Here is a 26,913-nt window from a genome sequence, read left to right on the forward strand (position 1 = left end):
CCCATGACGCAAACTCCCCTCTCCTACAAAGACGCCGGCGTAGACATCGACGCCGGCGACGCGCTGGTCGAGCGCATCAAGCCGCTGGCGAAGAAAACCCTGCGCGAAGGCGTGCTGGCCGGCATCGGCGGCTTCGGCGCGCTGTTCGAGGTGCCCAAGCGGTACAAGGAGCCCGTGCTGGTCTCGGGCACCGACGGCGTGGGCACCAAGCTCAAGCTGGCCTTCGAGTGGAACATGCACGACACGGTGGGCATAGACCTGGTCGCCATGAGCGTCAACGACGTGCTGGTGCAGGGCGCCGAGCCGCTGTTCTTCCTCGACTACTTCGCCTGCGGCAAGCTGGACGTGGACACGGCCGCTGCCGTGGTCGGCGGCATCGCGCGCGGCTGCGAGCTCTCGGGCTGCGCCCTGATCGGCGGCGAGACCGCCGAGATGCCCGGCATGTACCCGGCCGGCGAATACGACCTGGCCGGCTTTGCCGTCGGCGCGGTGGAGAAGTCCAAGATCCTGACCGGCCGGGACGTCCAGCCCGGCGACGTCGTGCTGGGCCTGGCCTCGGCCGGCGTGCACTCCAACGGCTTCTCGCTGGTGCGCAAGGTGATCGAGCGCGCGGGCAGCGACCTGCCGGCCCAGCTGGACGGCCAGCCCTTGCGCCAGGCCATCATGGCCCCCACCCGGCTGTACGTGAAGCCGGTGCTCGAAGCGCTGGCCAAGCACCCGATCAAGGCCCTGGCCCACATCACCGGCGGCGGCCTGCTGGAGAACATCCCGCGCGTGCTGCCCGAGGGCCAGGCGGCGCAGCTGCGCAAGGGCAGCTGGCCGCAGACCGAGCTGTTCGCCTGGCTGCAGAAAGTGGCCGGCATCGACGACATCGAGATGAACCGCACCTTCAACAACGGCATCGGCATGGTGGTGGTGATCGCCGCCGACCAGGCCGCGGCCTGCGCAGCGACGCTGCGCGCGGCCGGCGAGCAGGTCTACGAGATCGGCGAGATCGCGCCGCGCGGCGAAGGCGCCGCCGTCATCGTCGCCTGATCGCGGTAACGATCACGGGCGCTCAGCCGCCAGTGATCTTCCTCTGCAGTTCCAGGTAGCGCGGCAGGCGTGGCCCGCCCAGGGCCACGGCCCGCGCGATGGCCTGCGCGGCCTCGTCACGCCGGCCCTGCTCGAGCAGCACCTGGGCCAGGTTGTTCCAGGCCTCGGCGAAATCTGGGTGAGCCACCGTGGCCTCGCGGTAGGCAACGACGGCCCGCTCGCGCTCGCCCAGCGCGTAGGCGCTGTTGCCCGCGCCCAGCAGCAGGGTGCGCTGGCCCGGCCAGGCCTGCAGCGCCCTGGCGTAGGCCGCCTGGGCCGCACGCGGGTTCACGCGCTCGAGCGCGGCCACGGCGCCCGCATAGCCATCGGCCTCGGCCGTGGCCGGCAGCTGCGTGGGCGCCAGCGCCACCATGGCCCAGTGGCCGCCGCGCGCCCAGGTACGCTCGAAGGTGGCCAGGCTCATCTCCAGGCGCTCGGTGCGCCCCGAATGCAGGACCAGGCGGTTGCGCTCGCGCTCGTAGCCGACCACCACCGCGTAATGCCAGATCGGGGAGACCGGCAGCGACAGGTTCTGGAACACCACCACCGGATGGCCGGCCGCCACCTCGCGCAGCAGACTCTCCAGCGCGGGCTTGAGCTGGTAAGCGGGCAGGCCCTGGCGGCGGCTGGCGGCCAGCATCTCGGGCTGCAGCGCGCCCTGGCGGCCCGGTACGTAGACCTGGGACACCAGGTCCTCGGGCCGGCGCGGCACGCCGGCCGCGCTGGCCACCATGGCCAGGGCCGCCGGCCCGCATTCATAGTCCTCCTGGGGAAAGAACGGCACGTCGGCCAGGGCCGCGCTGGCCGGCAGGTCGGCCGGCCAGCGCTCGGCCAGCCGGCCCAGCTGCGGCGGCGTGGCGCAGCCGGCGAGCAGCGCACAAACGAAAACCCCCGCCAGGGCGGGGGCTCGCAGGCCGGACAGGCGCAGTCTCATCGGATCGAGCGGGTGAACGGGAACACCTTGGTGAAGCCCAGGATGTCGGTCACCAGCAGGACGATGAAGATCGTGAGGAGGATGCCCAGCGCATCGGCGCCGCCGGCCGGCAGCTGGTCGACGCGGCCGGCCAGCTGGGCCACCTCGGCGTCGGACATGGCCTTGACGCGCTCCAGCGCCGCGGCGGCGTCGACGCCCTGGGCCTCGAGCGCCTGGCGCACGTCGTCGCGCGCCAGGAAGCCATTGACCTTGTCACGGTTGCCCGCGGCAGCCTGGACCGAGACCACCTCTTCGGTGGTCACGATGCCGGCCTGGGCCGTCAGCGGCAAGCCCGCCGCCATCATGCCGGCGATCACGAGGGAAGAAACAAGGCGCTTGAACGAATTCATGGGGGTTCCTCGGTTGTTGTGGCCAGCTTGGCCGGCACGGTTGTCGAATGCGTTTTGAATGTAACCGAGGAATTTCGGCCTCGTCAACACGGCTTACAGCCATTACACGGCGACACAAACCCGGCCCGAACCCCCGGTTTTCAGCTCCTGGCGCGGCGCAATTCGGCCACGCGGTCGGCGATCGCGTCCACGTCCAGCCCCTCCTCGGCATGGGCCAGGTAGGTCTCCAGGTCCCGCACGGCCAGCGCGGTGTGGCCCTGCTCGGCATGGGCCAGGCCGCGGTCGCGCCACTCGCCCCAGGCCTGGGGCAGCAGCACGATCAGCCGGTCCTGGACCGCGATCAGGCGCATCCAGTCCTGCTGTGTGCGGTGGATTTCCTTGAGGTTGCGCAGCATGCGCGCGATGACCTCGCGCGGCGGGCTGGCCTGCAGGTACAGGCCCAGGGGCACGTCGAAGTCGTCGTCCAGGCCGCTGCGCCGCTTGAAGGGCTCGAGCCTCTCGGTCAGGTCCTCGCGGCTGAGCGACTGGCCGGTGAACGGGTCTATCACCACCTGGCCGCGCGGCAGGTTCACCTTGATCATGAAATGACCCGGAAAACCCACACCATGGGCCTTGAGGCCCAGGCCCTCGGCCAGCTCGGTCCAGAGCAAGGCCAGCGAGATCGGGATGCCGCGCCGCGTGCGCAGCACCGCGTTCAGGTAGCTGTTGTCGGGGTCGTAGTAGTCGTTGACGTTGCCGCCGAAACCCAGGTCCTGGAAGAAGAACTGGTTGAGCACGCGCAGACGCTGCAACGGCGCGGCATCGGGGGCGATGCGGCGCTTGACGCGCAGCAGCAGCTGGTCCACGTCGCCCAGCACCTGCTGCACGTCGAGCTCGGGGTACTCGTCCTGCGCCAGGCTGACCGCCGCCTCGAACAATGGGAAATCAGCATCGCTCTCCACCAGCGCGCGGAAATACGCCAGGGGCGTGGTCGGGGTGTCGAAGCTGAAGGTCATGGGATCTCCCTGCCTTTGTAAGCGCGGCCCGCGCGCGCGTCAAGCCGCGCCGCCCATGGCCCTGACGGGCTCAGCGGCGCAGCAGCTGGCGCAGCTTCAGGCCGGCGGCCCACAGAGCCACGAAGTAGATCGCGGCCGCCCCCCCCAGCACCAGCACCATCAGGCCCACGCGCCTGGCGCTGTCCTCGCGCAGCTGCACCCAGGGCACGCTGCTCGAGGCCCACATCAGGAACACCGCCAGCAGCGCCGTCGCCGCCAGCACCTGCAGGGCGAAGAGGGCCCAGCCCGGCTTAGGCCGGTAGCTGCCGCGGCGCAGCAGGCCGGCCAGCAGCCAGCCGGCGTTCACCATGGCGCCCAGGCCGATGGCCAGCGCCAGGCCCGCATGCTGTAGCAGCGGCACCAGCAGCAGGTTGAGCAGCTGGGTGATGGCCAGCACCACGATGGCGATGCGCACCGGCGTGCGTATGTCCTGGCTGGCGTAGAAGCCCGGGGCCAGCACCTTGATGGCCACGAGGCCGACCAGGCCCGCGCCATAGCCCATCAGGGCGACCGTGGTCTGCTGCACGTCGTGGTCGCTGAAGGCGCCGTAGTGGTAGAGCACGGCGACCAGGGGCCGCGAGAAGGTCAGCAGGGCCACGGCGCAGGGCACGGCCAGCAGCAGCACCAGGCGCAGACCCCAGTCCAGCATGGCCGAATAGGCCTCGGCATCCTGCGCCGCCTTGGCCGCGGCCAGCTGCGGCATCAACACCACGCCCAGGGCCACGCCGAGCAGGGCGGTGGGAAACTCCATCAGCCGGTCGGCATAGCTGAGCCAGCTGACGCTGCCCGGTGTCAGGTGCGAGGCGATCTGGGTGTTGATCAGCAGCGAGATCTGCGCCACGCTGACCCCCAGCAGCGCCGGCAGCATCAGGCGCGCGATGTTCCGGCTGGCCGGATCGGCCCAGGCCGCGCGCAGCGCGGCCCAGCGCAGCCCCAGGCGCGGCAGCAGGCCCAGGCGCGCCAGCGCCGGCAGCTGCACCCCCAGCTGCAGCGCGCCGCCGAGCATGACGCCCGCGGCCAGCGCGTAGACCGGCTCCAGCCCCAGGCGCGCGAACCAGGGCGCGCCCCAGCCCGCCGCGGCGATCATCGCCACGTTAAGCAGCACCGGCGTGGCGGCCGGCACGGCAAAGCGCTTCCAGGTGTTGAGGATGCCGGCCGACAGCGCCACCAGCGACATGAAGGCGATGTAGGGGAACATCCAGCGCGTCATGACCACGGCCGCCTCGAAACCGCTGGCCTGCTTGAGGCCGCTGGCCATCATCCACACCAGCACCGGCGCGGCCGCCACGCCGATCACGCAGGTCAGCATCAGCGCCCAGAACAGCAGCGTGGCCACGTCGTCGATCACGCGCCGGGTCGCCGCCTCGCCATGCTGGGCCTTGGAGGCGGCCAACACCGGCACGAAGGCCTGGCTGAACGCCCCTTCCGCGAACAGGCGGCGAAACAGGTTAGGAATGCGGAAGGCGACGTTGAAGGCGTCGGTCAGCGCGCTGGCACCGAAGGCAGAGGCGATCAGCAACTCGCGCGCCAGGCCGGTGATGCGCGAGGCCAGGGTCAGCAGGGAGACGGTTGAAGCGGCTTTGAAGAGACTCACCGGCGCGAGTGTAGCCTCAGCCCGGCTGGCTTTCCCGGTGCCAGCCCCCGACTGGACACGGACTGCTACAATAGGAGGCTTTGCTGACATCATCCTCAGACACGAAGGAAACTCAAAATGGCATCTGGAAAGCCGAAGAAAAAGAACCCGCGCCTGGCGTCGGGCCGTAAACGCGTCCGTCAGGACGTCAAGATCAACGCCGCGAACACCTCGCTGCGCTCCAAATACCGCACCGCCGTGAAGAACGTCGAGAAGGCCGTTGCCACCGGCGACAAGGCCAAGGCGACCGAACTGTTCGGCAAGATGCAGGCCGTGGTCGACACCATCGCCGACAAGGGCATCTTCCACAAGAACAAGGCTGCCCGCGACAAGAGCCGCCTGTCCGCCAAGGTGAAAGCCCTGGCCGTCGCCGCCTGACGATTTCAGGCAAACAGCCCGGACCGGCCCGCCCGGTCCGCCGTTTGTAACGGGTGCGCTGTCAGCAAAGCAAAAGAGCCGCTCATGCGGCTCTTTTTGTTTGGCGCGGGAAATCAGGTATCCGCCGGCGACATGGCCCCTTGCGCCGCAGCGCCTTACTTGCGGATCGGCTCGTCGGGCAGCAGGCAGGCTTCGACCAGCTGCAGGTCGTTGTCGCGCGCGAAGTTCAGCACAAAGTCCCAGGCCATGGGCTCGTGGCCCTGCAGCTCGCGCCGCACCACCACGCACTTGACGCCCCCCAGCGTGGTCGGGATGCACCAGGGCGAGTAGCTCAGGTGGCTGCCCGGCTGCGCGCCGCCGGGGCGAAACGGGCTCATCACCCCTGCCAGCCGCTCCGCCCAGTCGCTGGGACGAAAGGTCTTGCCCTCGCGGGTGATACCCTGGATGAAGACTTCTTTGGCGGAATCGGAGACCATCGGATAGAGGCTGTGGGGTGGTCGCGACAGAGGAGGATCGCTCTCCGTCGCATCGGGAAGAATTATATCTTATATAAGACTTACGCCGTCCGCCCCGACGCATCGCAGTGATGACAAATGCGCAAAAAAAGGCCCTGCGGCTGCGCCTAAAATTGCAGGTCGACGGCCCCACTTCGTTGGGCCGCTTTGTTTTCAGGAGCCCCGCATGACCGACTTCGTCGAAGCCGCCTCGCCGCACACCATGAACACCTACGGCCGCCTGCCGATCGCGCTCTCGCACGGCCAGGGCTGCCGCGTCTGGGATGTCAACGGGCGCAGCTATCTGGACGCGCTGGGCGGCATCGCGGTCAACACCTTGGGCCACAACCACCCCCGGCTGGTGCCGGCGCTGCAGGACCAGATCGCCAGGATCATCCACAGCAGCAACTACTACCACGTGCCCAACCAGGAGAAGCTGGCCGCCAAGCTGGCCGAACTGGCGGGCATGAGCAACGTGTTCTTCTGCTCCACGGGCCTCGAGGCCAACGAGGCCGCGCTCAAGCTGGCGCGCAAGTACGGCCATGACAAGGGCATAGACCGTCCGCAGATCGTGGTCTACGAGAAGGCGTTCCACGGCCGCTCCATCGCCACGCTGAGCGCCACCGGCAACGAGAAGATCCAGAAGGGCTTCGAACCGCTGGTCGAGGGCTTCATCCGCGTGCCGCTCAACGACATCGCGGCGCTCAAGCAGGCCACCGCGGGCAACCCCAACGTGGTCGCCGTGTTCTTCGAGACCATACAGGGCGAGGGTGGCATCAACCCGATGCGCGCCGAGTACCTGCGCGAGGTGCGCGAGCTGTGCACCCAGAATGACTGGCTGATGATGATCGACGAGGTGCAGTGCGGCATGGGCCGCACCGGCAAGTGGTTCGCCCACCAGTGGGCCGGCATCGTGCCCGACGTGATGCCGCTGGCCAAGGGCCTGGGCTCGGGCGTGCCGGTCGGCGCCGTGGTGGCGGGCCCCAAGGCCGCCAGCATCTTCCAGCCCGGCAACCACGGCACCACCTTCGGCGGCAACCCGCTGGCCATGCGCGCCGGCGTCGAGACGATTCGCATCATGGAAGAGGACGGCCTGCTGGAGAACGCGGCCCGCGTCGGCGCCCACCTCAAGGGGGCGCTTGAGCAGGCGCTGATCGGCCAGCGCGGCGTCAAGGAGATCCGTGGCCAGGGCCTGATGCTGGGCGTGGAGCTGGACCGACCCTGCGGCGTGCTGACCCAGCGCGCGGCCGACGCCGGCCTGCTGATCAGCGTCACGGCCGACAGCGTGGTCCGCCTGGTGCCGCCGCTGATCATGACCGCGGCCGAGGCCGACGAGGTGGTTGCCCTGCTGGTGCCGCTGGTGCTGCAGTTCCTCGCCGAATGAGGTGCGCGCCATGGCGATCCAGCATTACCTGCAGTTCACCGACCTCGGCGCCGACGAGTACGCCTACCTGTTCGAGCGTGCCGCGCTGATCAAGAAGAAGTTCAAGGCCTACGAGAAGCACCAGCCGCTGGCCGACCGCACGCTGGCCATGATCTTCGAGAAGGCCTCCACGCGCACGCGCGTGAGCTTCGAGGCCGGCATGTACCAGCTCGGCGGCAGCGTGGTGCACCTGACCACCGGCGACAGCCAGCTCGGCCGTGCCGAGCCGATCGAGGACAGCGCCAAGGTCATCAGCCGCATGGTCGACCTGGTGATGATCCGCACCTTCGGCCAGGACAAGATAGCGCGCTTCGCCGCGCACTCGCGCGTGCCGGTCATCAACGGCCTGACCAACGAGTTCCACCCCTGCCAGATCCTGGCCGACCTGTTCACCTTCATCGAGCACCGCGGCCAGGCCGGCCAGGCCAGCCCGCTCGACTGCCTCAAGGGCCGGGTCGTGGCCTGGGTCGGCGACGGCAACAACATGGCCAACACCTGGCTGCAGGCGGCCGAGCTGCTGGGCTTCACGGTGCACCTGAGCACGCCCAGCGGCTACGAGGTCGACCAGGCGGTGGCCGGCGTGCGCGCCAACCACAGCTACAAGGTGTTCAAGGACCCGATGGACGCCTGCCACGGCGCCGACCTCGTGACCACCGACGTCTGGACCAGCATGGGCTACGAGGCCGAGAACGAGGCGCGCCGCAAGGCCTTCGCCGACTGGTGCGTGGACGCCGAGATGATGCGCGCGGCCAAGCCCGACGCCCTGTTCATGCACTGCCTGCCTGCGCACCGCGGCGAGGAGGTCGAGGCCGAGGTCATCGACGGCCCCCAGTCGGTGGTCTGGGACGAGGCAGAAAACAGAATGCATGTGCAAAAGGCACTCATGGAGTACCTTTTGCTAGGTCGTCTTGAATGACATTCAAGACGAACATGCATTCTGTTTCGGCGCAGGCTAACTTCGCGCAGCGAAGTTAAGCGCAGCGGCCGTAGCCAAAACGCAACCCGAGCACCATGAACGAATGCACCAGCTGCGGCGCCTGCTGCGCCAGCTTTCGCGTCGACTTCGCGGTCTACGAGCTCGACGAGATGGGCGGCAGCGTGCCCGCGGGCCTGGCGGTCGAAGTCAACGGCAGCACCTGCCGCATGCGCGGCACCGACCATGTGCCGATCCGCTGCGCCGCCCTGAGCGGCCGGGTCGGCGAGAAGGTCGCTTGCGGCATCTACGAATGGCGCCCCTCGCCCTGCCGCGAGTTCGCCGAGGGCGACTACGCCTGCGACAAGGCGCGCGCGCGCCACGGCCTGCCGCCCTTGTAGCGGCGTTCGGCGGCCCCGCCCCGGACCGCTTGCCGGCGCCGCAGGCCGCCTCATTTCGGGATCGGGAGGCCGCCCAGCGTGCCCTTGAATTCCTGCAGCGAAAAATAGGTCCGCACCTGCTTGACCCCCGGCAGGCGCTGCAGCTTGCGCTGCAGCAGCTCCGAGTACGCATCCAGGTCGCGCGCGATCACCACCAGCAGGAAATCCTCCGGCCCCGCGATGCCGTGGAACATCACCACCTCGGGAATCGCGCAGACGGCCTGCTCGAAGTCCAGCGAGCGGGCCTCGTTCTGGTGGTCTATGCCGATCATGACGAAAGCCATCACGCCGTAGCCCAGGGCGCGGCGGTCCAGGCGCGCGTGGTAGCCACCGATCAGCCCCGCCTCCTCCATGCGCTTGATGCGGCGCCAGCACGGCGACTGCGACAGGTGCGCCATCTGCGCGAGCTCGCCCGAGGTCAGCCGGGCATTGTCCTGCAGCGCCTGCAGCAGCTGGCGGTCGATGGCATCGATCTCTGTTGGCATAATAAATTCCAAAATTTAAGTTTTATTGGATTGATTATCCAATTTTTGCCATGTTAAGGGTTGACTATTAGACATACAAGCATACCTGTGCATATCATCACCTCAAATCAACAGGCCACACGGTGTCCGTTCGCCGCGCCAGCCACTGCGGCAGCGGCGTGGACGACGCACGCCCGGCCATCGACCTACTGAGGAAAAACAAGCCATGAGTCAATTCCAGGACATCGTGCGGCGCGAGCAGGGCCTGCAGCGCCGCCTCAACGCCAGCCAGATGGCCATGATCGCCATCGGCGGCGCCATAGGCACCGGCCTGTTTCTAGGCAGCGGCTTTGCCATCAGCTTCGCCGGCCCCAGCGTGCTGATCAGCTACGCGGTCGGCGCCCTGATCTCCCTGCTGCTGATGGGCTGCCTGGCCGAGATGACGGTGGCCCACCCGACCTCGGGCTCCTTCGGCGCCTACGCCGAGCACTACATAGGCCCCTGGGCCGGCTACCTGGTGCGCTATGCCTACTGGTCCTGCATCGTGCTCGCCGTGGGCACCGAGGTCACGGCCGTGGGCGTGTACATGAGCTACTGGTTCCCCGAGGCGCCGCGCTGGCTCTGGGTCATCCTGTTCTCGGCGGCGCTGATCGGCGTCAATGCGCTCAGCGTCAAGGCCTTCGGCGTGGTCGAGTACTGGTTCTCGACGATCAAGATCGCGGCCATCGCCGGCTTCATCCTGATCGGCGCCTACGTGGTGTTCGGCTCGCGCCCGGAGGGCATAGGCTTTGCGAACTACACGGCCCACGGCGGCTTCTTCCCCCAGGGCGGCTGGGGCACCTGGGTGGCGGTCATCATCGCCATCTTCAGCTACCTCAGCATAGAGATGATCGCGGTGGCGGCCGGCGAGGCCGAGCATCCCGAGCAGGCGATCACGCGCGCCTTCCGCGCCACCCTGGTGCGGCTGGTGGTGTTCTACCTGCTGAGCATCGCGCTGATGCTGGCCATCGTGCCCTGGCAGGCCGCGGGCACCGACAAGAGCCCCTTCGTCAAGGTCATGGAGATCATCGGCATCCCCGGCGCGGCCGGCATCATCAACTTCGTGATCCTGGTCGCCGCGCTGTCGGCCATGAACAGCCAGCTCTACATCACCACGCGCATGATGTTCAGCCTGGCCCGCGCCGGCCATGCGAGCGAGCGCTTCGGCCGCCTGAACGCGCGCGGCGTGCCGGTCGCGGCGCTGACCCTCTCCTGCCTGGGCATCGCCATCGCCACCGCGTTGAACTGGTGGCGGCCCGAGCAGTCCTTCTCGCTGATGATGGCGGTCTCGATGTTCGGCGCCATGTTCACCTGGCTCATGATCTTCGTCACCCACCTGTGTTTCCGCCGCCGCTGGCAGGCGCAGGGCCAGGCACCGCTGGCCTTCCGCATGTGGGGCTTCCCCTGGCTGACGCTGCTGGGCGCCGGCCTGATGCTGGCGGCCCTGGTCTCGACCCTGTTCACCGAGGTGTTCCGCCTCACCCTGCTGACCGGCCTGCCCTCGCTGGCGCTGCTGGCCATCGTCTACGCGCTGCGCTATCGTCAGCGCAGCCGGCTGGCCGCCGCCGCCACCTCCGCCTGAATCCCCTGCCCACTTTCGTTTTCGGAGCCACTGCCATGAGCACCAACACCCCCTTGTTCGCCCATGTCCCGCCCTATGGCGGCGACCCCATCCTCTCGCTGATGGAGGACTTCCAGAAGGACCCGCGCCCCGGCAAGGTCAGCCTCAGCATAGGCATCTATTTCGACGAGAACGGCCGCCTGCCGGTGATGCAGGCCGTGCGCCAGGCCGAGACCACGCTGCTGCAGGAGATCGTTCCCTGCCCCTACCTGCCCATGGAGGGCGCCGCCGCCTACCGCGAGACGGTGCAGGCCCTGGTGTTCGGCGCCGGCCACCCGGCCCTGGCCGAGGGCCGCATTGCCACCCTGCAGACCCTGGGCGGCTCGGGCGCGCTCAAGGTGGGCGGCGATTTCATCAAGCGCTACTTCCCCGAGTCCGAGGTCTGGGTCAGCGACCCGAGCTGGGAGAACCACCAGGCCCTGTTCGAGGGCGCGGGCCTCAAGGTGCACGGCTATCCCTACTACGACCCGGCCACCGGCGGCCTGCGCTTCGACGAGATGCTGGCCACCCTGAACCGCCTGCCGGCCCGCAGCATCGTGCTGCTGCACGCCAGTTGCCACAACCCCACCGGCGTGGACCTCACGCGCGCGCAATGGCAGGCGCTGATCCCGGTGCTGCAGGCGCGCGGGCTGATCCCCTTCGTCGACATGGCCTACCAGGGCTTCGGCGACGGCATAGCGGAGGACGCCTTCGCGGTGCGCGCCCTGGCTGAGGCGGGCCTGCCCTGCTTCGTCGCCAACTCGTTCTCCAAGAATTTTTCGCTCTACGGCGAGCGCTGCGGGGGCCTGAGCGTGGTCTGCAGCAGCCGCGCCGAAGCCGACAGCGTGCTGGGCCAGCTCAAGGCCACGGTGCGCCGCAACTACTCCAGCCCGCCCACGCACGGCAGCCGCATCATCACGCGTGTGCTGCAAAGCCCCGAGCTGCACGGGCTGTGGACCGACGAGCTGGCCGCCATGCGCTCGCGCATCAAGGCCATGCGCGAGCGCCTGCATGCGGCGCTGAACGAGCGCTTCCAGGGGGCGCGCAACTTCGACTTCTTTCTGACCCAGCGCGGCATGTTCAGCTACACCGGCCTCACCGAAGCGCAGGTCGGGCGCCTGCGCGAGGAGCATGGCGTCTACCTGGTGCGCTCGGGCCGCATGTGCATGACGGGCCTGGCACCGCAGAACGTGGACCGCGTGGCCCAGGCCGTGGCGGCCGTGCTGGCGTGAGGCGAGCGCGATGAAGCAGGTCATCGATTGCGGCTTGCCGCCGCTCAAGCAGCCCTTTTCCTGGGCCGTGAAATCGGCCGGCATGCTGTTCACGGCCCAAGGCCCGGTGCGCGCGGACGGCAGCATAGACACCGGCCCCATCGAGGAGCAGGCGCGTCTGACCTTCGCCAACCTGCGGCGCGCGGTCGAGGCCGCCGGCGGCGGCATGGCGGACGTGACCCAGGTGCTGATCTACATGACAGACGTGCAGGACATGGCCGCCATCGACGCCGTCTACCGCGAGTTCTTCGAAGCGCCCTACCCCAACCGCTCGAGCATGGGCGTGGCGGCCCTGGTCGTGCCGGGCATGAAGCTCGAGATCGTCGCCTATGCGATGATCCCGTAACGCTGTTTAGCGCTGGAGGCACAGGCCCGCCATGCCAAGCCAAGCCCGCCAACTCTGGGACATCTCGCCGCCGGTCCATGCCGGCAGCCCGGTGTTTCCCGGCGACACGCCCTACCAGCAGCAGTGGAGCGCCCGCATAGCGCCCGGCTGCCCGGTCAACGTCAGCGCGCTGACCCTGTCGCCCCATGTGGGCGCGCACGCCGACGCGCCCCTGCACTACGACCCCAGCGGCCAGGCGATAGGCGCACTCGACCTGTCGCCCTACCTCGGCCTCTGCCGCGTGATCCACGCCATCGCCTGCGGGCCGCTGATCGAGTGGCGCCACCTGGCCCATGCCGCGGCCGACCTGCCGCCGCGCGTGCTGGTGCGCACCTACCAACGCGCGCCGGAGCATTGGGACCCCGGGCTGGCCGCCTTCGCGCCCGAGACGGTGGAGCGCCTGGCCGCTTTAGGCGTGCGCCTGATCGGCATAGACACTGCCAGCATCGACCCGGCCGCCAGCAAGCAGCTGCCCAGCCACCAGCAGATCCGCCGCCTGGACCTGCGCGTGCTCGAGAACCTGGTGCTCGACGCCGTGCCCGAGGGCGACTACGAACTGATCGCGCTGCCGCTCAAGCTGGTGACGGCCGACGCGAGCCCGGTGCGCGCGGTGCTGCGCGCGCTGGCCTGACCCATCAACCGCCGACCAAGACCCGACCATGTGCCCCCACCACCCCAACCCCAGCGAAGGCGAACGCATCGTCAGCGAGGAAAAGGCCCAGCTCGACTTCAGCCGGGACATGAGCTACGGCGACTACCTGCAGCTCGACGCCATCCTGAACGCGCAGCACCCGCGCTCGCCCGCGCACGACGAGATGCTGTTCATCGTGCAGCACCAGACCAGCGAGCTGTGGATGAAGCTGATGCTGCACGAGCTGCGCGCCGCCATCGCCTGCGTGGCGCGCGACGAGCTGCCCAGCGCCTTCAAGATGCTGGCGCGCGTCTCGCGCATCATGGAGCAACTGGTCCACGCCTGGGACGTGCTGGCCACCATGACGCCGCCCGAGTACAGCGCCATGCGGCCCTACCTCGGCCATTCGAGCGGCTTCCAGAGCTACCAGTACCGCTGCATCGAGTTCGCGCTGGGCAACAAGAACGCCGCCATGCTCAAGCCGCACGAACATAGGCCGGACCTGCTGGCCCTGGTCCAGGCCGCCTACGAGGCGCCCTCGCTGTACGACGAGGCGCTGCGCCTGCTGGCGCGGCGCGGCCTGCCGGTGCCGGCCTCGCACACCGAGCGCGACTGGACCCAGGCCTACGCGGCCAGCGACGCGGTCGAGCAGGCCTGGCTGACCGTGTACCGCAATCCCAAAGCGCATTGGGACCTGTACCAGCTGGGCGAGGAATTGACGGATCTGGAGGACGCCTTCCGCCTCTGGCGCTTCCGCCACGTGACCACGGTGGAGCGCGTGATCGGCTTCAAGCGCGGCACGGGCGGCACCAGCGGCGTGGGCTACCTGCGCCAGATGCTGGACGTGGTGCTGTTCCCGGAGATCTGGAAGCTGCGCACCGACCTTTAAGCCCCCACGCTCGGCACTGCGTGTCCTCGCTGCCCCCCGAGGGGGCCCAGTCCGGCTTGGGGCGGCCCGGCGCCGGTCTGATCCTGCGGCCAGCCTCAGCGGCTGCGCTCGTTGCGCTCCTGGGCGAACATTTCGCGGCGCGGACGGTTCATCCACAGCTGCAAATGGCTCACTTCCAGCTCGTCGGCCGAGCGCGGCGCGGCCTTGCGGCCGTCGCGCCGGGCGGTTTCCCGCCAGCAGCCGCGGTCCAGCAAGTCCTTCTTGGCTTTGTCGTCGGTATCGAATCGATCGCTCATCGCTGTCGTCTTTCGGTCAGGAATCGGGCACCGCCGGCCTGCGGACCTTGGGTACTTTTGCGTTTCTTAACGCAGCCGAAACCGATTCGGCTGACAGCGCTTGACAAATGTTTGCAATTGGGCCGGCGCCCGGCCGCCGGCTCAGGCGCCCCGGTACAGCCAGGGCAGGTCCAGCAGGCGCTCGCCGAGCAGGCGCAGCGAGGCGTCGCGGCCCCAGCGGACCAGGCCCGTGGAATGGAAGATCAGGCCGTTGCGGATCGAATGCGCCTGCACCCGGGCACAGCGCTGCCAGCGGTTGAGCGCGTAGCGGCGCAGCCGCAGCGGCACCTCCAGCTCGTCCAGGCCCAAGGCACGGCCCAGCTCGTCGGCGTCCTCGATCGCCATGCAGGCGCCCTGGGCCAGGTAGGGCCGCATCGGGTGGGCCGCGTCGCCAAGCAGGGCCACCCGGCCGCGCGCCTGCTGGTCGGCCCCGGTCATGGGCGCGCGGTCGCACAGCGCCCACAGCCGCCACTCGGGCACGGCATGGATCATGTCCTGCAGCGGCAGGCAGGTGCCGGCCAGGGCCGCGCGCAGCTCGGCCGCGTTGGTGCTGTGGTCCCAGCCCTGCAGGTCCGTCACGGCGCGCCCGTGGACGATGGCCACCACGTTGAGCCCCTCGCCACCGCGCACCGGGTAATGGACCACGTGCAGCTGCGGGCCCAGCCAGACCGTCACCTGCTGGCTGCGCAGGCGCTCGGGCAGCTCGGCCTGAGGCAGCAGGGCGCGGTAGGCCAGGTGGCCGGTCACGCGCGGCGGGCCATCGGCCAGCAGCAGCTCGCGCACCCGGCTCCACAGGCCGTCGGCGCCGACCAGGGCGTCGCCCTCGACCTCCAGGCCGGCCGCGGTGCGCAGGCTCACAGCGTGCTCGCTCTCGCGGAAGCTGGCCAGGCCGCTGCCCGGGTTCAGCCAGACGCCGGCCTGGGCCTGCAGCGCCTCGAGCAGCAGCCCGTGCAGGTCGGCCCGGTGCACCGTGGCATAGGGCGCGCCGTACTTGAGCAGGGCGCGCTCGCCCAGCGGCAGCACGCCGAGCTCGCGCGCGGTCATGGCATTGCGCACCGAGAGGCGCTGCGGAAAAGCCGCCACGCGCGCCAGCGCCGCCTCCAGGCCCCAGGCGTGCAGGATCTTCACCACATTGGGCCCGATCTGTATGCCGGCGCCAACCTCGCTGAACACGGGTGCGCGCTCGAACAGCCGCACCTCCCAGCCCACGCGCGCGCCGGCCAGCGCCGCGGCCAGGCCACCGATGCCGCCCCCCGCCACCAATAGCTGCTTCGTCATGCGACCGATTTTGCCGCCAAACGACCGGCGTTCCAGGCACCGGTCGTTGACGCAGGACAAGGCCCCGCGCCGGCTTGGCTCACGCTGCCAGCAGATGCCGCAGCACGAAAGGCAGGATGCCGCCCGCGCGGTAGTAGTCGACCTCGATCGGCGTGTCTATGCGCAGGGTGACGGCGACTTCCTGCGTCGAACCGTCGGCACGCGTGATCACGAGTCGCGCCTCGCTCTGCGGCTTGAGCTCGGGATGGGGCAGCACATCGACCCGCTCGTCGCCCTTCAGACCCAGCGTCTCCCAGGAGGTGCCGGCGGCGAACTGCAGCGGCAGCACGCCCATGCCGACCAGGTTGGAGCGGTGTATGCGCTCGAAGCTGCGCGCCACCACGGCCTTGATGCCCAGCAGCTGCGTGCCCTTGGCAGCCCAGTCGCGCGAGGAGCCGGTGCCGTACTCCTCGCCGGCAAAGATGACCGTAGCCACGCCCTCGGCCTGGTAGCGCATGGCCGCGTCGTAGATGGACTGCTTCTCGCCCGAGGGCTGGTGCAGCGTCAGGCCGCCCTCCTCGCGCGAGCCGTCGGCCTTGGGCGGGATCATCAGGTTCTTGATGCGCACGTTGGCGAAGGTGCCGCGCATCATCACGTCGTGGTTGCCGCGCCGCGCGCCGTAGCTGTTGAAGTCGGCCTTTTGCACGCCATGCTGCAGCAGCCACTGGCCGGCCGGCGAGCTCTCCTTGATCGAGCCGGCCGGCGAGATGTGGTCGGTGGTGATGGAGTCGCCGAACAGCGCCATGATGCGCGCCTGCCGCACGGCCGGATCGGCCCCCGTCGCCGGGCCGTCCAGCCTGAAGTCGCCGAAGAACGGCGGCTCGGCGATGTAGGTGCTCTTGGGCCAGGTGTAGGTGTCGCCGGCCACGCCCTGGATCTTGCCCCAGAGCTTGCCGGGCTTGGTCTTGACCTTGGCGTAGTTCTCGCGGAAGGCCTTACCCTTCATCGCGAACTTCATCAGCTGGTAGATCTCCTCGCTGCTGGGCCAGATGTCGCCGAGGTAGACGTCCTTGGGCTTGCCGTTCTTGCCCTTGCCCTGGCCCACCGGCTCGGTCATCAGGTCGCGCATCACGTTGCCGGCGATCGCGTAGGCCACCACCAGCGGCGGGCTGGCCAGGAAGTTGGCCTTGAGGTTGGGATGGATGCGCGCCTCGAAATTGCGGTTGCCAGACAGCACGGCGGCGCAGACCAGGTCGTTCTGCGTGATCACCTCGTTGAGCTCGGGCGTGAGGTCGCCCGAGTTGCCGATGCAGGTGGTGCAGCCGTAGCCGGCCAGCGCGAAGCCCAGCTTTTCCAGGTAGGGCAGCAGGCCGGTCTCGGTCAGGTACTCGGTGACGATGCGCGAGCCGGGCGCCAGCGAGGTCTTGATGTGCGGCTGCACCCTGAGCCCGGCCTTGACCGCCTTCTTGGCCAGCAGGCCGGCGGCCAGCAGCACACTGGGGTTGGAGGTGTTGGTGCAGCTGGTGATGGCGGCGATCAGCACGTCGCCATGGCCCACCATCAGCTCGGGGCCGCCGATCTCGCACACCGAGGCCGGCTGGCCCGCCGCGGCCTGGGCCGCGGCCAGGGTGGGACGGTTGCCCACCATCTCGACCAGGTCGCGCGCCGCGCCGGGCTGCGGCGAGGGCGCGTCGGCCGCCCCCGTGCCGCTGCCGCAGGCCACGCGGTGGCGCTGGCCCAGGCGCTCGGCCGGCTGGTTGAAGCCGTTCTCGGCGTTCGGCTTGCTGAACAGCTCGGCGAAGCGCTGCGCCACCTGGCCGATCTCGATGCGGTCCTGCGGGCGCTTGGGGCCGGCCAGGCTGGGCGCGACCTGGCCCAGGTCCAGCTTCACCACCTGCGAGTAGTCGATCGCCCCGGCGTCCGGCACGCCGAACAGGCCCTGGGCCCGGAAATAGGCCTCGAAGGCCTCGATCTCGCTGCGCGTGCGCCCCGTGCCCTTGAAGTAGTCCAGGGTCTTCTCGTCGACCGGGAAGAAGCCCATGGTCGCGCCGTATTCGGGCGCCATGTTGGCGATGGTCGCGCGGTCCGGCACGCTCAGCGTGCGCGTGCCCTCGCCGAAGAACTCGACGAACTTGCCCACCACCTTGTGGCGGCGCAGGATCTCGGTCACGGTGAGCACCAGGTCGGTCGCCGTCACGCCCTCGCGCAGGCGGCCGCTGAGCTCGAAACCGACCACGTCGGGCGTGAGGAAGTAGACCGGCTGGCCCAGCATGGCGGCCTCGGCCTCGATGCCGCCCACGCCCCAGCCGACCACGCCTATGCCGTTGATCATGGTGGTGTGGCTGTCGGTGCCGACCAGGGTGTCGGGGTAGTAGAGCCCGCCCTGTTTGTGCACGCCACGCGCCAGGTACTCCAGGTTCACCTGGTGAACGATGCCGAAGCCCGGCGGCACCACGCCGAAGGTCTCGAAGGCCTGCATGCCCCATTTCATGAACTCGTAGCGCTCGCGGTTGCGCTGGAACTCGAGTTTCATGTTGAGGTCCAGCGCGTCCCTGGTGCCGTAGTGGTCGACCATCACCGAGTGGTCGACCACCAGGTCCACCGGCACCAGCGGCTCGACCTGGCGCGGGTCGCGGCCCAGGCGCTGCGCCACGCTGCGCATGGCGGCCAGGTCGGCCAGCAGCGGCACGCCGGTGAAGTCCTGCAGCACCACGCGCGCCACGGTGAACGGGATCTCCTCGCTGCGCGGCGCTTCGGGCCGCCAGTTGGCCAGCTGTTCCACATGCTCGGCCGTGACCTTCTTGCCGTCGCAATGGCGCAGCACCGACTCGAGCACGATGCGCAGCGACACCGGCAGGCGCCCGACATTGGGGAACCGCTTGGCCAGCGCCGGCAGCGAGTACAGGCGCCCGCTCTTGCCCGAGGCGGTCTCGAAGGTCTTGAGGGTCGAAGCGAAGGCGTGGGCGGGGTTGCCCTTGTCTTTGGCCATGGAGGACTCCTTGACTGGGTTGGCTGCCTGGAGGGTGGCGGCCCGCGCGGCCACCGCGCAAAGCCAATCCTAGCGAGAAACGGCGCGACAAGACAGGGGTTCGGTGCGGGCAGGTGATCCCGCGCCTTGACGCTCAGACCACGTTCAGGCCCTCAGGCGGCCGCGCGCGCCGCGGCGTCGGGGCGGCGCGCCAGCGCCAGCAAGTCCTGCAGCAGGGCGCTCCCGCCGGCCTGCGGATAGGCCACGCCCAGCGGCGCCAGCGGGGCCGAGAACGCCACGTCGAGCCGGCACACCCGGCCGCCGGCCAGCAGGTTGGCGCACATGCTGCGCGGCAGCAGGGTCACGGCGCCCGGCTGATGCAGCAGGCCCTCGAGCACCGGCAGCGACAATGTGGACACGGGAAACCAGGAGGCCTGGGGCAGCGCAGCCAGCACCACGGTCTCGAACACCTCGCGCAACTGGATGCTGGCGGTGGGCAGCACCCAGCGCGCGCCGGCCAGCGCGGCCATGGGCAACGCGGACCGGCCCGCCAGCGCATGGCCGGCCGCGGCCACCACCACGCCCTCGTCCGCCAGCAGCGGCTCGAACCCGAAACCGGCCGGCAAGCGCTGCGGGGCGCGGCAGAACACGGCGTCGAGGCTGCCGGCGGTCAGCATGGGCAGCAGGCGCGCGCCGCTGTCCTCGAGCAACTCCAGGTGCACCTCGGGGTGCGCGCCGTAGAAGGCGCCGAGCAGGGGCGAAATCAGGGCGCAGGCGGCGGCCGGTATGGCGCCCAGGCGCAGCGTGGCCGTGGCCCCCTGACGCAGCGCAGCCAGGGATTCCGCCGCGTCGAGCAGCCCCGCCATCGCCCCGCGCGCGGCCGACATCAGGGCTCGCCCAGCCGGCGTGGCGCGCACGCCGCGCGCATGGCGCTCGAACAGCGTCATGCCCACGACGCGCTCGAGCTCGGCCAGCGCCTGCGTGGCGGCCGACTGGCTCATGGGAATCTGCTCGGCCGCACGGGCGATGCTGCCGCAGTCCTCCAGCGCCACCAGCAGCTGCAGCTGGCGCAGGCGGCCGTGCGCAGCCAGGCGCGCGTGCAGGACCTTGGCCAGGCCCGAGATGTCGGCCTCCATGGCCGGAGAGGAATTCGTCGGAACGGAACGAGCCATTGATGCCGCCGATAGCTGGGGGTCGAAAACGACTGGTGGTCGCCGCAGTCAGTTTCTACAGTGAGACCCGTATTGTGGTGCCCCGGCCCGCCCGGTGCACCGGTTCAACCCCCTGCCCTTTGGAGTCCGTCCATGTCCCTGCTCCCGCGCCGCCTCACCCGCCGGCTCTCGCTGCTGACCCTGTGCCTGCTGTCGCTGCCCACGCTGGCCCAGCCGGCCTTCCCGAGCAAGCCGATCAAGCTGATCGTGCCGTTTGCCGCGGGCGGCTCGACCGACCTGGTGGCGCGCGTGTTGGCCGAGCGCATGCGCCAGGAACTGGGCCAGGCCGTGGTGGTCGACAACCGCAGCGGCGCCGGCGGCATGATGGGCACCGAGGCCGTGGCCCAGGCCGCCCCCGACGGCTACACCATCGGCATGGCGACCGTCAGCACGCTGGCGGTGAACCCCATCTTCTACGACAAGGCCGCGGCCACCAACCGCCAGCTGCTGCCCCTGGCCAAGCTGGTCAGCATGCCCTCGGTGTACTCGGTCCACCCCAGCCTGCCGGCCAAGGACTTCGCCGGCTTCGTCGCCGAACTCAGGCGCAAACCCGGCGGCTACAGCGCCGGCGTGCCCGGCGTCGGCAGCATAGGCCATCTGATGCTGGAGGCCTTCAACGACACCCTGGGCGTCAAGGTGGTCAACGTGCCCTACCGCGGCATGGGCGCGGCCCTGAGCGACGCCCTGGCCGGCACCATCCAGCTGCTGCCCGACCAGCTGCCCTCGGCGCTGCCGCAGATCAGGGCCGGCAAGCTGGTGCCGGTGGCGGTGGCCGCTCCCAAGCGCCTGCCCGAGCTGCCCCAGGTGCCCACCCTCAAGGAACTGGGCTACGCCGAGCTCAACGAGCTGGGCATCACCTGGTTCGGCCTGGTGGTTCCGGCCAAGACGCCGCCCGCCGTCGCCGAGCGGCTGCGCGCGGCCGCGCTCAAGGCCGTGCAGTCGCCCGAGGCCCAGGCCCGCCTGCAGCAGATGGGCGCCAGCGTCGACGCCGGCAGCAGCGACGGGGGCAGCTTCCAGGCCCTGATAGACACCCAGCTCAGGCGCAACCGCGCCATCGTCCAGAAGGCCGACATCAAGGTCGAGTGAGGCACCACCCATGCATGCCATCGAACAACTGCAGCCCTTTTTCGAACAGCAGGCGCCGCGCCTGATCGCGTTGAGCGACCGCATCTGGTCGCTGGCCGAGCTGCGCTATGCCGAGCAGGAGTCGGCCCGGCTGCACGCCGAAGGCCTGGACGAGGCGGGTTTCCGCGTGCAGCAGGCGCTGGCCGGCATCCCGACCGCCTTCGCCGCCGAGTACGGCGAAGGCGGGCCGGTGATCGCCCTGCTCGGCGAGTACGACGCGCTGTCGGGCCTGAACCAGGAAAGCGGCGCACTGCAATGCCGGCCCTCGGTCGACAGCCCGGGCCTCAACGGCCACGGCTGCGGCCACCACCTGCTGGGCGCGGCGGCGCACCTGGCGGCGCTGGCGGTGCAGCAGCACCTGCGCGCGCGCGGCCTGCCCGGGCGCATCCGCTTCTACGGCTGCCCGGCCGAGGAAGGCGGCTCGGGCAAGACCTTCATGGCGCGCGCCGGCGCCTTCGACGACCTGGCCGCGGCGCTGACGTGGCACCCGGCCAGCCACAGCGGCGTGTTCGACCAGTCCACGCTGGCCAACATCCAGGCCAGCTTCCGGTTCCACGGCCGCGCCGCGCACGCTGCCAATGCCCCGCACCTGGGGCGCAGCGCGCTCGACGCGGTGGAGCTGATGAACGTGGGCGTCAACTACCTGCGCGAGCACATGCCGCCCGACGCGCGCGTGCACTACGCCATCACCGACAGCGGCGGCCTCTCGCCCAACGTGGTGCAGGCGCGCGCCGAGGTGCTGTACCTGATCCGCGCCGCGCGCAACCACGAGGCGGCCGAACTCTACGAGCGCGTGCAGAACGTGGCGCGCGGCGCCGCGCTGATGACCGGCTGCGAGCTCGAGGTCCGCTTCGACAAGGCCTGCTCCAACCTGCTGCTCAACGGCACGCTGAACCAGGTGCTGTACGAGGAGATGCGCCGGCTCGGCCCGTTGCCCGTGGGCGAGGGCGAGCGCACGCAGGCCAGCCGGCACCACGCCACGCTGAGCGAGAACGACGTGGCCGAGGCCAGCCGCTCGCTGGGCAGCGCCCTGCGCGGCCAGGTGCCGGCCCTGTTCGACGGCGTGAGCGACTACGATCCCGCGCGCACCGGGCTGTTGTACGGTTCGACCGACGTGGCCGACGTCAGCTGGATCACGCCCACGGCGCAGTGCTGGATGGCCTGCTACGCCTTCGGCACGCCATTTCACTCCTGGCAGATGGTGTCGCAGGGCAAGTCCGCCCTGGCCCATGTCGGCATGGTGCAGGCCGCCAAGGCCCTGGCCGCCACCGCGATCCGGCTGTTCGAGCAGCCGCAGCTGCTGGACGCGGCGCGCCAGGAACTGAACCAGCGGCGTGGCGGCAAGCCCTATGTCTGCCCCATCCCGCCCGAGGTGCCGCTGCCGCTGCGGCGCGGCTGAGGACGCTCAGCCCCCTGGCCTGACGGCATTGAACCGTTCCTCGGCCTGCCGGAACAGGGTCTTGACCTTGTCCACGTTCCAGGGCTCCTCGGTCAAGGTCTCGTGGTCCCACTGGCTGCGGGGCCGCGGCGGCTGGAAGAAGTCGCCGCCATAGACATGGATGGCGCAAGTCATCTTGGCTATCGGATTGAGGACGGAATGGATGATGTCGCGCCCCAGCGTGGCGACATCGCCTACGCCCAGCGACTGGGCACCGGCCGCCTCTATGCTGGATTCCGTCCTGCGCCAGAACACATTGTCTTCCCGGCCGGCATAGATGCCGACCACCGAGAACATCTGGTGGTTGTGCGGCATCAGGCTCATGCAGGGCGCCCAGACGAAATGGATGATGGTCAGCTCGGGCGAGCTGTGCAAAGGCCGGATGCCTGCATGCTCGGGCTCGCCCAGCTCCGACATCATCCCCGCGGGATCGGAGACCGCCTGCTTCACCAGCTCGCGAATGGCGCCCTGCCCCTCGGCCACACCCTTGATGCAGTCCTGGATGAAACGGTCCTTGTCAAACATGCTTGCTTCCTCCTCGCCACATCGCATCGGCCATGGCGCAACCTACGCCCCGCCACGCCTTGGCTTCAATTCAATATAGGCGCTGCCGCGGCAAAGCGTGGTCCAGGCGGCGGGCAGGGCGATGGCGCGCCCAAGCGGGCGCATCGATAAGCCATCTGTAAGCCAAGCGTCACCGCTCTCTCAGCGGCCCGGCGCCACGATGCGGTACAGGCAATCCCGCCTGTGTCGCATCGACTGGAGAAACTCATGAACACCCGGAAAATCCTCACACTGGTGCTGGCCGGCGCGAGCGCCGCGCTCGCCGGCTGCGTGGCCGTCCCTGCGGGACCGAACGGGTCCTACGTCTACTACCCGCTGCCCCCGCTGGGGCCCGCCGGCCCCTCGGCCGGCGAGGTCACGGCGCCGCCGGCGGCCCGGACCCAGTGGCCAGCCGTACTGCAGGCGCGCCTGTACCCGTCCAACGAGATGGCCGCCCAGACCGGCGTGGTCAGCGGGACGGTCACCAACATGATGAACGGCAAGGGCCGCTTCCAGCTTCAATACGCTGGCGAGACCCTGGTCGGCGAGGCGACTTCGGTCGACGGCAACGCCAAACGCGGCGTGGCCAGCGCCTACGGAAGCAACGGCGGCTTCATGAGCTGCGAGTACCAGCTGAACACGCCGCGCCAGGGCGCCGGCAACTGCAGCTTTTCCAACGGGGCGCAGTACAAGCTGCACATCGGACTCTGAGCCGGTCCCGCCTTCCTTCTGAGAGGGACTTGGCACCCCGAGCCAGGCGTGGCAGCATTCATCGAGGAGGACGACCATGGCTGAGACCCACGCCAGCACGCAGGCTGCCGGCCCGCTCGCGCCGCATCCCGCGCCGGAGCCGGCTGACAGCCGCAGCGTCGCCTTCGCCAAGACCACGCGCCCGCAACTGGGCGCGGTTCTTGCGCGCGAGCGCCTGTTCCAGCGCATGGACGGCGCGCCGGGGCGCAGCCTGGTCTGGATCTCGGGCCCCCCCGGCGCCGGCAAGACCTCGCTGGCCGCCAGCTATGTGCAGGCGCGCGAGCATCGCTGCCTCTGGTACGAGATGGACGCCGACGACGTCGACGTCGCCAACTTCTTCCACTATTTCGGCCATGCGGCCCTGAGGCTGGACGCGGCGCGCATCGGCAGCCTGCCCAGCTTCGGCCCTGAGTTCGGCAGCCGGCTGCCCTCCTTCGCGCGCAAGTTCTTCCGCCAGGCGCTCACGCGCGTGAAGGCGCCGCTGACCGTGGTGCTCGACGGCGTCGGCCCCCTGTCGCCGGAGAGCCCGCTGCTGGCGGTGCTGGAGGCCGCGGTCACGCAGGTGCCGGCCGGCGGCTGCGTGGTGGTGACCAGCCGCTTCGACGCGCCGCCGGCCTTCGCGCGGCTGCAGGCCACCGGCGAGATGAGCTGCATCAACGCCGCCATGCTGACCATGGAGCCCGACGAACTGGCCCAGATGGCCCAGCTGCGCGGGCAGCCCCTGTCGCAGGAAACCTTGCTGCAGCTGCACCAGCGCACCGGCGGCTGGGCCGCAGGCCTGGTGCTGATGCTCGAGCATGCCAAGCTGTCCGGCGAGCTGCCGAACTGGCCGCTGGAATCCACGCCCAGGGTCGTGTTCGACTTCCTCGCGGGCGAGATCTTCGACCGCTTCGACCGCAAGATGCAGCGCTTCCTGCTGAAGCTGGCCTGCCTGCCGCGGGTCACGGCCGAGATCGCGCAGCGGCTCACCGGCGAGGACAAGGCCGCCCGCCTGCTGCTCAACCTCGCGCTCAACAACTATTTCGTCAGCGAAACCCGTTGGCGCGACGGCCACGGCTTTCAGCTGCATCCGCTGATGCGCGACTTCCTGCTGAGCCGCGCCGCGCTGGACCTGCCCCAGGTGCTCGAGCAGCCCCACCTGCGCATGGCGGCCGGCCTGCTGCGCGAGGCCGGCCATGTGGAGGACGCGGTGTCGCTGCTGATGCCGTGCCGGGACTGGGCGGCGCTGGCCGAGATCGCCGAGGCCGAGGCCCTGACCATGGTCGCCCAGGGCCGCGGCGACACCCTGGCCCGTTGGCTGGAAGCGCTGCCGGCCGCCGAACTCGACGCCCGGCCCAGCCTGCTGCAGGCCTGGGGCGCCAGCTGCCTCGCGGCCAGCCCGCGCGCCGCCCGGCGCCATTTCGAGCGCGCCCACGAGGGCTACGCCGTTCACGACGATGTCGCGGCCCAGCTGCGTTGCGCGGTCGGCGTGGTGCGCGCCCTGGTCAGCGAGTTCGACGACCTGGCCGCACTCGACCCCTGGGGCCGGCGCCTGGCCGAACTGCTGCCGCAAGCCGGTCCGGCGCTGGACAGGGAGCAGCGCGCTGCGGCCCAGCAGGCCCTGGCCCTGGCCTGGCTGCTGAGACCGGCGCAGGGACTGCCCGCACCCGAGCCCAGCGCATGGCCCCTGCCCGACTGGTTGCGCGCCGCGCTCGCACTGTGGCGCGGCGACACCAGCCTCGCCGCGGCGCTGCCCGAAGCGCCCGGCGCGGAGCCGGCAGCGGGCCCCGCCGCGCCGCAGGCCCACCTGGTGTCTGGGCTGGCGGCCCTGCTGTCGGGGCAGTTCGCGCTGGCGCGCGCGCGGGCCGAGAGCGGCCTGAGACTCACCGAGCAGGAAGGCATCGCCGGCTACGACGCCTGGCTGCGCGGGCTGGCGGCCGCCGCCGCGCTGGGCGAGGAGGACGCCGACGGCGCGCGCGCGCTGCTGCAATGGTTCGAGTCGGATCAGGCGCGCCTGCGCCGCGGCGACCGCGCCGTGCTGCATTTCCTGCGCTGCTGGCTCGCGCGGCTCGACGACGACGCGGTGATGGCCCAGCGCGAGGCCAGGACGGCGGCCGCCCTGGCCTCCGAGCTGGGCCTGGGCTGGCTCGAAGGCCTGGCGCGCTGCACGCAGGCGCTGCTGCTGGCGGGCGCCCATGACCTGCGCGGCAGCGAGGCGCAGCTGCGCAGCGCCGAGCCGCTGCTGGCAGACGCGTCGAGCCCGCTGCCCGACTATGCGCTGCAGCTGGCGACGGCGGGCGTGGCCTGCCAGCAGCAGGACCAGCCCGTGCCGCAGGCCCTGGAAAAGGCCTTGCGCGCGGGCCGGGAGCACGGCATTGCCTTGATGCCGGGATGGTGTGCGCGCGATGCGGCGCAGCTGTGCGCGCTGGCCTTGCAGCAAGGCATAGAGACCGAGCACGCGCGCCGGCTGGTGCGCGAGCGCAGGCTCAGCCCTGCGCTGCCGCCGCTGCGCGTGAAGGCCTGGCCCTGGCCGATCCGAATCCAGACCCTGGGACGCTTCGAGATCGCCGCGAACGCGGCACCGGTGACTTTTTCCGGCAAGGGGCCCGGACGGCCGGCGGAGTTGCTCAAGCTGCTGATCTCGCTGGGCGGCGATGCGGTCCGCATCTACCAGCTGTCCGACGCCCTGTGGCCGCAGGCGGATGCCGACTACGCGCACAAGTCCTTCACCGCCGCACTGCACCGGCTGCGCCGCCTGCTGGACGACGACGAGGCCCTGGTGCTGCGCGACGGCCGCCTGTCGCTGAACCCGGCCACCGTCTGGACCGACACCGCCGCGCTGGACCAAGTGCTGTCGCACATCGAGGGCGCGGCCCGGCTGCCGTCGACGCTGGCCTCCCCGCAGCGGCCCGAACCCGGCTTGCAGGCCTGCCTGCAGGAAGCGCTGGACCTGTACCGGGGCCCGTTCCTGCCCGACGAATCCGAGCAGCCGGGCTACATCGCGTTTCGCGAGCAGCTGCGCGCCCGGCTGCTGCGCTGCGTGGCGCGCGTGGCCCGGCACAGCGAGGAGGCGGGCGATGTCGACACCGCGGCCGACTTCTACCTGCAGCTGCTGCGAGCCGACAGCCTGTTCGAAGCGCCCTACCGCAACCTCATGCTGTGCTACCAGCGCCAGGGCGACCTGCATGCCGCGCGCGAGACCTACGAGCGGCTGCGCACCACCTTGGCCATGCGCCTCAAGACCATGCCCTCGGCGCAGACCCAGGCGGTCTACGCCGCGCTGGACGGCGCGGCGCCGCCGAGTCGATAGTGCGCG

Annotated in this window: 25 protein-coding genes; 14 read left to right on the forward strand and 11 right to left on the reverse strand. The window is 70.1% G+C overall.

Annotated elements, in window-relative coordinates:
- The first annotated feature begins 3 nt into the window (after positions 1-3).
- Positions 4-1,035: a phosphoribosylformylglycinamidine cyclo-ligase gene (gene purM, locus FFS10_RS14375; RefSeq protein WP_137895211.1), complete on the forward strand. Its 1,032-nt coding sequence runs from the start codon at positions 4-6 to the stop codon at positions 1,033-1,035.
- Between the two features lie 22 nt (positions 1,036-1,057).
- On the opposite strand, the gene FFS10_RS14380 is transcribed toward purM, so the two are convergent.
- From FFS10_RS14380 to murJ, 4 genes are all read right to left on the reverse strand, one after another.
- Positions 1,058-2,008, reverse strand: coding sequence for a PA2778 family cysteine peptidase (locus tag FFS10_RS14380; protein ID WP_137895159.1), 951 nt, complete (start codon positions 2,006-2,008; stop codon positions 1,058-1,060).
- Positions 2,005-2,397: a PA2779 family protein gene (locus tag FFS10_RS14385; protein WP_137895160.1), complete on the reverse strand. Its 393-nt coding sequence runs from the start codon at positions 2,395-2,397 to the stop codon at positions 2,005-2,007. Before FFS10_RS14385 ends, FFS10_RS14380 begins: the two co-directional genes overlap by 4 nt.
- Positions 2,398-2,537: 140 nt before the next feature.
- Positions 2,538-3,392: a SirB1 family protein gene (locus FFS10_RS14390; protein ID WP_137895161.1), complete on the reverse strand. Its 855-nt coding sequence runs from the start codon at positions 3,390-3,392 to the stop codon at positions 2,538-2,540.
- 70 nt (positions 3,393-3,462) lie between these two features.
- Positions 3,463-5,025, reverse strand: a complete 1,563-nt coding sequence (gene murJ / locus FFS10_RS14395; RefSeq protein ID WP_137895162.1) for a murein biosynthesis integral membrane protein MurJ — start codon at positions 5,023-5,025, stop codon at positions 3,463-3,465.
- A gap of 117 nt (positions 5,026-5,142) precedes the next feature.
- Between murJ and rpsT the strand changes: the two genes are divergently transcribed.
- On the forward strand, positions 5,143-5,442 hold the full coding sequence (gene rpsT / locus FFS10_RS14400) for a 30S ribosomal protein S20 (RefSeq protein WP_137895163.1): 300 nt from the start codon (positions 5,143-5,145) through the stop codon (positions 5,440-5,442).
- Between the two features lie 155 nt (positions 5,443-5,597).
- Here the strand turns inward: rpsT and FFS10_RS14405 are convergent, their stop codons facing one another.
- Positions 5,598-5,918 carry a DUF3579 domain-containing protein gene (locus FFS10_RS14405; RefSeq protein WP_137895164.1) on the reverse strand — a complete coding sequence of 107 codons (321 nt, stop codon included), beginning with the start codon at positions 5,916-5,918 and terminating at the stop codon, positions 5,598-5,600.
- A gap of 205 nt (positions 5,919-6,123) precedes the next feature.
- Between FFS10_RS14405 and FFS10_RS14410 the strand changes: the two genes are divergently transcribed.
- From FFS10_RS14410 to FFS10_RS14420, 3 genes are all read left to right on the forward strand, one after another.
- Positions 6,124-7,320, forward strand: a complete 1,197-nt coding sequence (locus tag FFS10_RS14410; protein WP_137895165.1) for an aspartate aminotransferase family protein — start codon at positions 6,124-6,126, stop codon at positions 7,318-7,320.
- Between the two features lie 10 nt (positions 7,321-7,330).
- Positions 7,331-8,275: an ornithine carbamoyltransferase gene (gene argF, locus FFS10_RS14415; protein WP_137895166.1), complete on the forward strand. Its 945-nt coding sequence runs from the start codon at positions 7,331-7,333 to the stop codon at positions 8,273-8,275.
- Positions 8,276-8,370: 95 nt separating this feature from the next.
- On the forward strand, positions 8,371-8,673 hold the full coding sequence (locus tag FFS10_RS14420) for a YkgJ family cysteine cluster protein (RefSeq protein ID WP_137895167.1): 303 nt from the start codon (positions 8,371-8,373) through the stop codon (positions 8,671-8,673).
- A 50-nt stretch (positions 8,674-8,723) separates the two neighbouring features.
- Here FFS10_RS14420 and FFS10_RS14425 read toward each other — a convergent pair whose 3' ends face one another.
- On the reverse strand, positions 8,724-9,197 hold the full coding sequence (locus tag FFS10_RS14425; RefSeq protein ID WP_137895168.1) for an Lrp/AsnC family transcriptional regulator: 474 nt from the start codon (positions 9,195-9,197) through the stop codon (positions 8,724-8,726).
- A gap of 205 nt (positions 9,198-9,402) precedes the next feature.
- Between FFS10_RS14425 and FFS10_RS14430 the strand changes: the two genes are divergently transcribed.
- The 5 genes from FFS10_RS14430 to kynA are packed head-to-tail and all read left to right on the forward strand — an operon-like array spanning position 9,403 to position 13,991.
- A complete protein-coding gene (locus tag FFS10_RS14430) occupies positions 9,403-10,797 on the forward strand; it encodes an amino acid permease (protein ID WP_137895169.1) in 1,395 nt (464 codons plus the stop codon).
- A 53-nt stretch (positions 10,798-10,850) separates the two neighbouring features.
- Positions 10,851-12,047 carry an amino acid aminotransferase gene (locus FFS10_RS14435; protein ID WP_283957664.1) on the forward strand — a complete coding sequence of 399 codons (1,197 nt, stop codon included), beginning with the start codon at positions 10,851-10,853 and terminating at the stop codon, positions 12,045-12,047.
- A gap of 10 nt (positions 12,048-12,057) precedes the next feature.
- Complete coding sequence (locus FFS10_RS14440) at positions 12,058-12,432, forward strand: RidA family protein (protein WP_137895171.1); 375 nt, start codon at positions 12,058-12,060, stop codon at positions 12,430-12,432.
- Positions 12,433-12,463: 31 nt separating this feature from the next.
- Entirely contained in the window at positions 12,464-13,102 is a 639-nt protein-coding gene (gene kynB / locus FFS10_RS14445) for an arylformamidase (RefSeq protein ID WP_137895172.1), read from the forward strand.
- Between the two features lie 28 nt (positions 13,103-13,130).
- The gene (kynA, locus tag FFS10_RS14450; protein ID WP_137895173.1) at positions 13,131-13,991 is read left to right on the forward strand and encodes a tryptophan 2,3-dioxygenase; all 861 of its coding nucleotides are present in this window, start codon (positions 13,131-13,133) and stop codon (positions 13,989-13,991) included.
- 95 nt (positions 13,992-14,086) lie between these two features.
- Here the strand turns inward: kynA and FFS10_RS14455 are convergent, their stop codons facing one another.
- The 4 genes from FFS10_RS14455 to FFS10_RS14470 all read right to left on the reverse strand — a co-directional run bounded on the left by FFS10_RS14455 (position 14,087) and on the right by FFS10_RS14470 (position 19,723).
- Positions 14,087-14,287 (reverse strand): hypothetical protein, encoded by a 201-nt coding sequence (locus tag FFS10_RS14455; RefSeq protein WP_137895174.1) that lies wholly within the window; start codon positions 14,285-14,287, stop codon positions 14,087-14,089.
- A 141-nt stretch (positions 14,288-14,428) separates the two neighbouring features.
- A complete protein-coding gene (locus FFS10_RS14460; RefSeq protein WP_137895175.1) occupies positions 14,429-15,604 on the reverse strand; it encodes an FAD-dependent monooxygenase in 1,176 nt (391 codons plus the stop codon).
- A gap of 79 nt (positions 15,605-15,683) precedes the next feature.
- Positions 15,684-18,572, reverse strand: a complete 2,889-nt coding sequence (locus FFS10_RS14465) for an aconitate hydratase (protein WP_137895176.1) — start codon at positions 18,570-18,572, stop codon at positions 15,684-15,686.
- Positions 18,573-18,724: 152 nt separating this feature from the next.
- The gene (locus FFS10_RS14470) at positions 18,725-19,723 is read right to left on the reverse strand and encodes a LysR family transcriptional regulator (RefSeq protein WP_502702875.1); all 999 of its coding nucleotides are present in this window, start codon (positions 19,721-19,723) and stop codon (positions 18,725-18,727) included.
- Between the two features lie 132 nt (positions 19,724-19,855).
- Between FFS10_RS14470 and FFS10_RS14475 the strand changes: the two genes are divergently transcribed.
- Positions 19,856-20,848: a tripartite tricarboxylate transporter substrate-binding protein gene (locus FFS10_RS14475; RefSeq protein ID WP_137895177.1), complete on the forward strand. Its 993-nt coding sequence runs from the start codon at positions 19,856-19,858 to the stop codon at positions 20,846-20,848.
- A gap of 10 nt (positions 20,849-20,858) precedes the next feature.
- On the forward strand, positions 20,859-22,286 hold the full coding sequence (locus FFS10_RS14480; protein ID WP_137895178.1) for an amidohydrolase: 1,428 nt from the start codon (positions 20,859-20,861) through the stop codon (positions 22,284-22,286).
- Positions 22,287-22,292: 6 nt separating this feature from the next.
- Here the strand turns inward: FFS10_RS14480 and FFS10_RS14485 are convergent, their stop codons facing one another.
- Positions 22,293-22,850 (reverse strand): hypothetical protein, encoded by a 558-nt coding sequence (locus tag FFS10_RS14485; RefSeq protein ID WP_137895179.1) that lies wholly within the window; start codon positions 22,848-22,850, stop codon positions 22,293-22,295.
- Between the two features lie 246 nt (positions 22,851-23,096).
- Here FFS10_RS14485 and FFS10_RS14490 point away from each other — a divergent pair, with 246 nt between their 5' ends.
- Together FFS10_RS14490 and FFS10_RS14495 are read left to right on the forward strand one after the other, a co-directional pair.
- On the forward strand, positions 23,097-23,579 hold the full coding sequence (locus FFS10_RS14490) for a hypothetical protein (RefSeq protein WP_137895180.1): 483 nt from the start codon (positions 23,097-23,099) through the stop codon (positions 23,577-23,579).
- A gap of 76 nt (positions 23,580-23,655) precedes the next feature.
- Positions 23,656-26,907 carry an AfsR/SARP family transcriptional regulator gene (locus tag FFS10_RS14495; RefSeq protein WP_137895181.1) on the forward strand — a complete coding sequence of 1,084 codons (3,252 nt, stop codon included), beginning with the start codon at positions 23,656-23,658 and terminating at the stop codon, positions 26,905-26,907.
- Positions 26,908-26,913: the final 6 nt, after the last annotated feature.

Origin of the sequence: Ramlibacter sp. 2FC (assembly GCF_005503345.1) — a bacterium.
Lineage (GTDB): Bacteria > Pseudomonadota > Gammaproteobacteria > Burkholderiales > Burkholderiaceae_C > SCMQ01.

Coding starts and splice junctions, on each gene's coding strand:
- purM (WP_137895211.1), top strand. CDS start 4: ATGACGCAAACTCCCCTCTCCTACAAAGACGCCGGCGTAGACATCGAC.
- FFS10_RS14380 (WP_137895159.1), bottom strand. CDS start 2,008: ATGAGACTGCGCCTGTCCGGCCTGCGAGCCCCCGCCCTGGCGGGGGTT.
- FFS10_RS14385 (WP_137895160.1), bottom strand. CDS start 2,397: ATGAATTCGTTCAAGCGCCTTGTTTCTTCCCTCGTGATCGCCGGCATG.
- FFS10_RS14390 (WP_137895161.1), bottom strand. CDS start 3,392: ATGACCTTCAGCTTCGACACCCCGACCACGCCCCTGGCGTATTTCCGC.
- rpsT (WP_137895163.1), top strand. CDS start 5,143: ATGGCATCTGGAAAGCCGAAGAAAAAGAACCCGCGCCTGGCGTCGGGC.
- FFS10_RS14405 (WP_137895164.1), bottom strand. CDS start 5,918: ATGGTCTCCGATTCCGCCAAAGAAGTCTTCATCCAGGGTATCACCCGC.
- FFS10_RS14410 (WP_137895165.1), top strand. CDS start 6,124: ATGACCGACTTCGTCGAAGCCGCCTCGCCGCACACCATGAACACCTAC.
- argF (WP_137895166.1), top strand. CDS start 7,331: ATGGCGATCCAGCATTACCTGCAGTTCACCGACCTCGGCGCCGACGAG.
- FFS10_RS14420 (WP_137895167.1), top strand. CDS start 8,371: ATGAACGAATGCACCAGCTGCGGCGCCTGCTGCGCCAGCTTTCGCGTC.
- FFS10_RS14425 (WP_137895168.1), bottom strand. CDS start 9,197: ATGCCAACAGAGATCGATGCCATCGACCGCCAGCTGCTGCAGGCGCTG.
- FFS10_RS14430 (WP_137895169.1), top strand. CDS start 9,403: ATGAGTCAATTCCAGGACATCGTGCGGCGCGAGCAGGGCCTGCAGCGC.
- FFS10_RS14440 (WP_137895171.1), top strand. CDS start 12,058: ATGAAGCAGGTCATCGATTGCGGCTTGCCGCCGCTCAAGCAGCCCTTT.
- kynB (WP_137895172.1), top strand. CDS start 12,464: ATGCCAAGCCAAGCCCGCCAACTCTGGGACATCTCGCCGCCGGTCCAT.
- kynA (WP_137895173.1), top strand. CDS start 13,131: ATGTGCCCCCACCACCCCAACCCCAGCGAAGGCGAACGCATCGTCAGC.
- FFS10_RS14455 (WP_137895174.1), bottom strand. CDS start 14,287: ATGAGCGATCGATTCGATACCGACGACAAAGCCAAGAAGGACTTGCTG.
- FFS10_RS14460 (WP_137895175.1), bottom strand. CDS start 15,604: ATGACGAAGCAGCTATTGGTGGCGGGGGGCGGCATCGGTGGCCTGGCC.
- FFS10_RS14465 (WP_137895176.1), bottom strand. CDS start 18,572: ATGGCCAAAGACAAGGGCAACCCCGCCCACGCCTTCGCTTCGACCCTC.
- FFS10_RS14470 (WP_502702875.1), bottom strand. CDS start 19,723: ATGGCTCGTTCCGTTCCGACGAATTCCTCTCCGGCCATGGAGGCCGAC.
- FFS10_RS14475 (WP_137895177.1), top strand. CDS start 19,856: ATGTCCCTGCTCCCGCGCCGCCTCACCCGCCGGCTCTCGCTGCTGACC.
- FFS10_RS14480 (WP_137895178.1), top strand. CDS start 20,859: ATGCATGCCATCGAACAACTGCAGCCCTTTTTCGAACAGCAGGCGCCG.
- FFS10_RS14485 (WP_137895179.1), bottom strand. CDS start 22,850: ATGTTTGACAAGGACCGTTTCATCCAGGACTGCATCAAGGGTGTGGCC.
- FFS10_RS14490 (WP_137895180.1), top strand. CDS start 23,097: ATGAACACCCGGAAAATCCTCACACTGGTGCTGGCCGGCGCGAGCGCC.
- FFS10_RS14495 (WP_137895181.1), top strand. CDS start 23,656: ATGGCTGAGACCCACGCCAGCACGCAGGCTGCCGGCCCGCTCGCGCCG.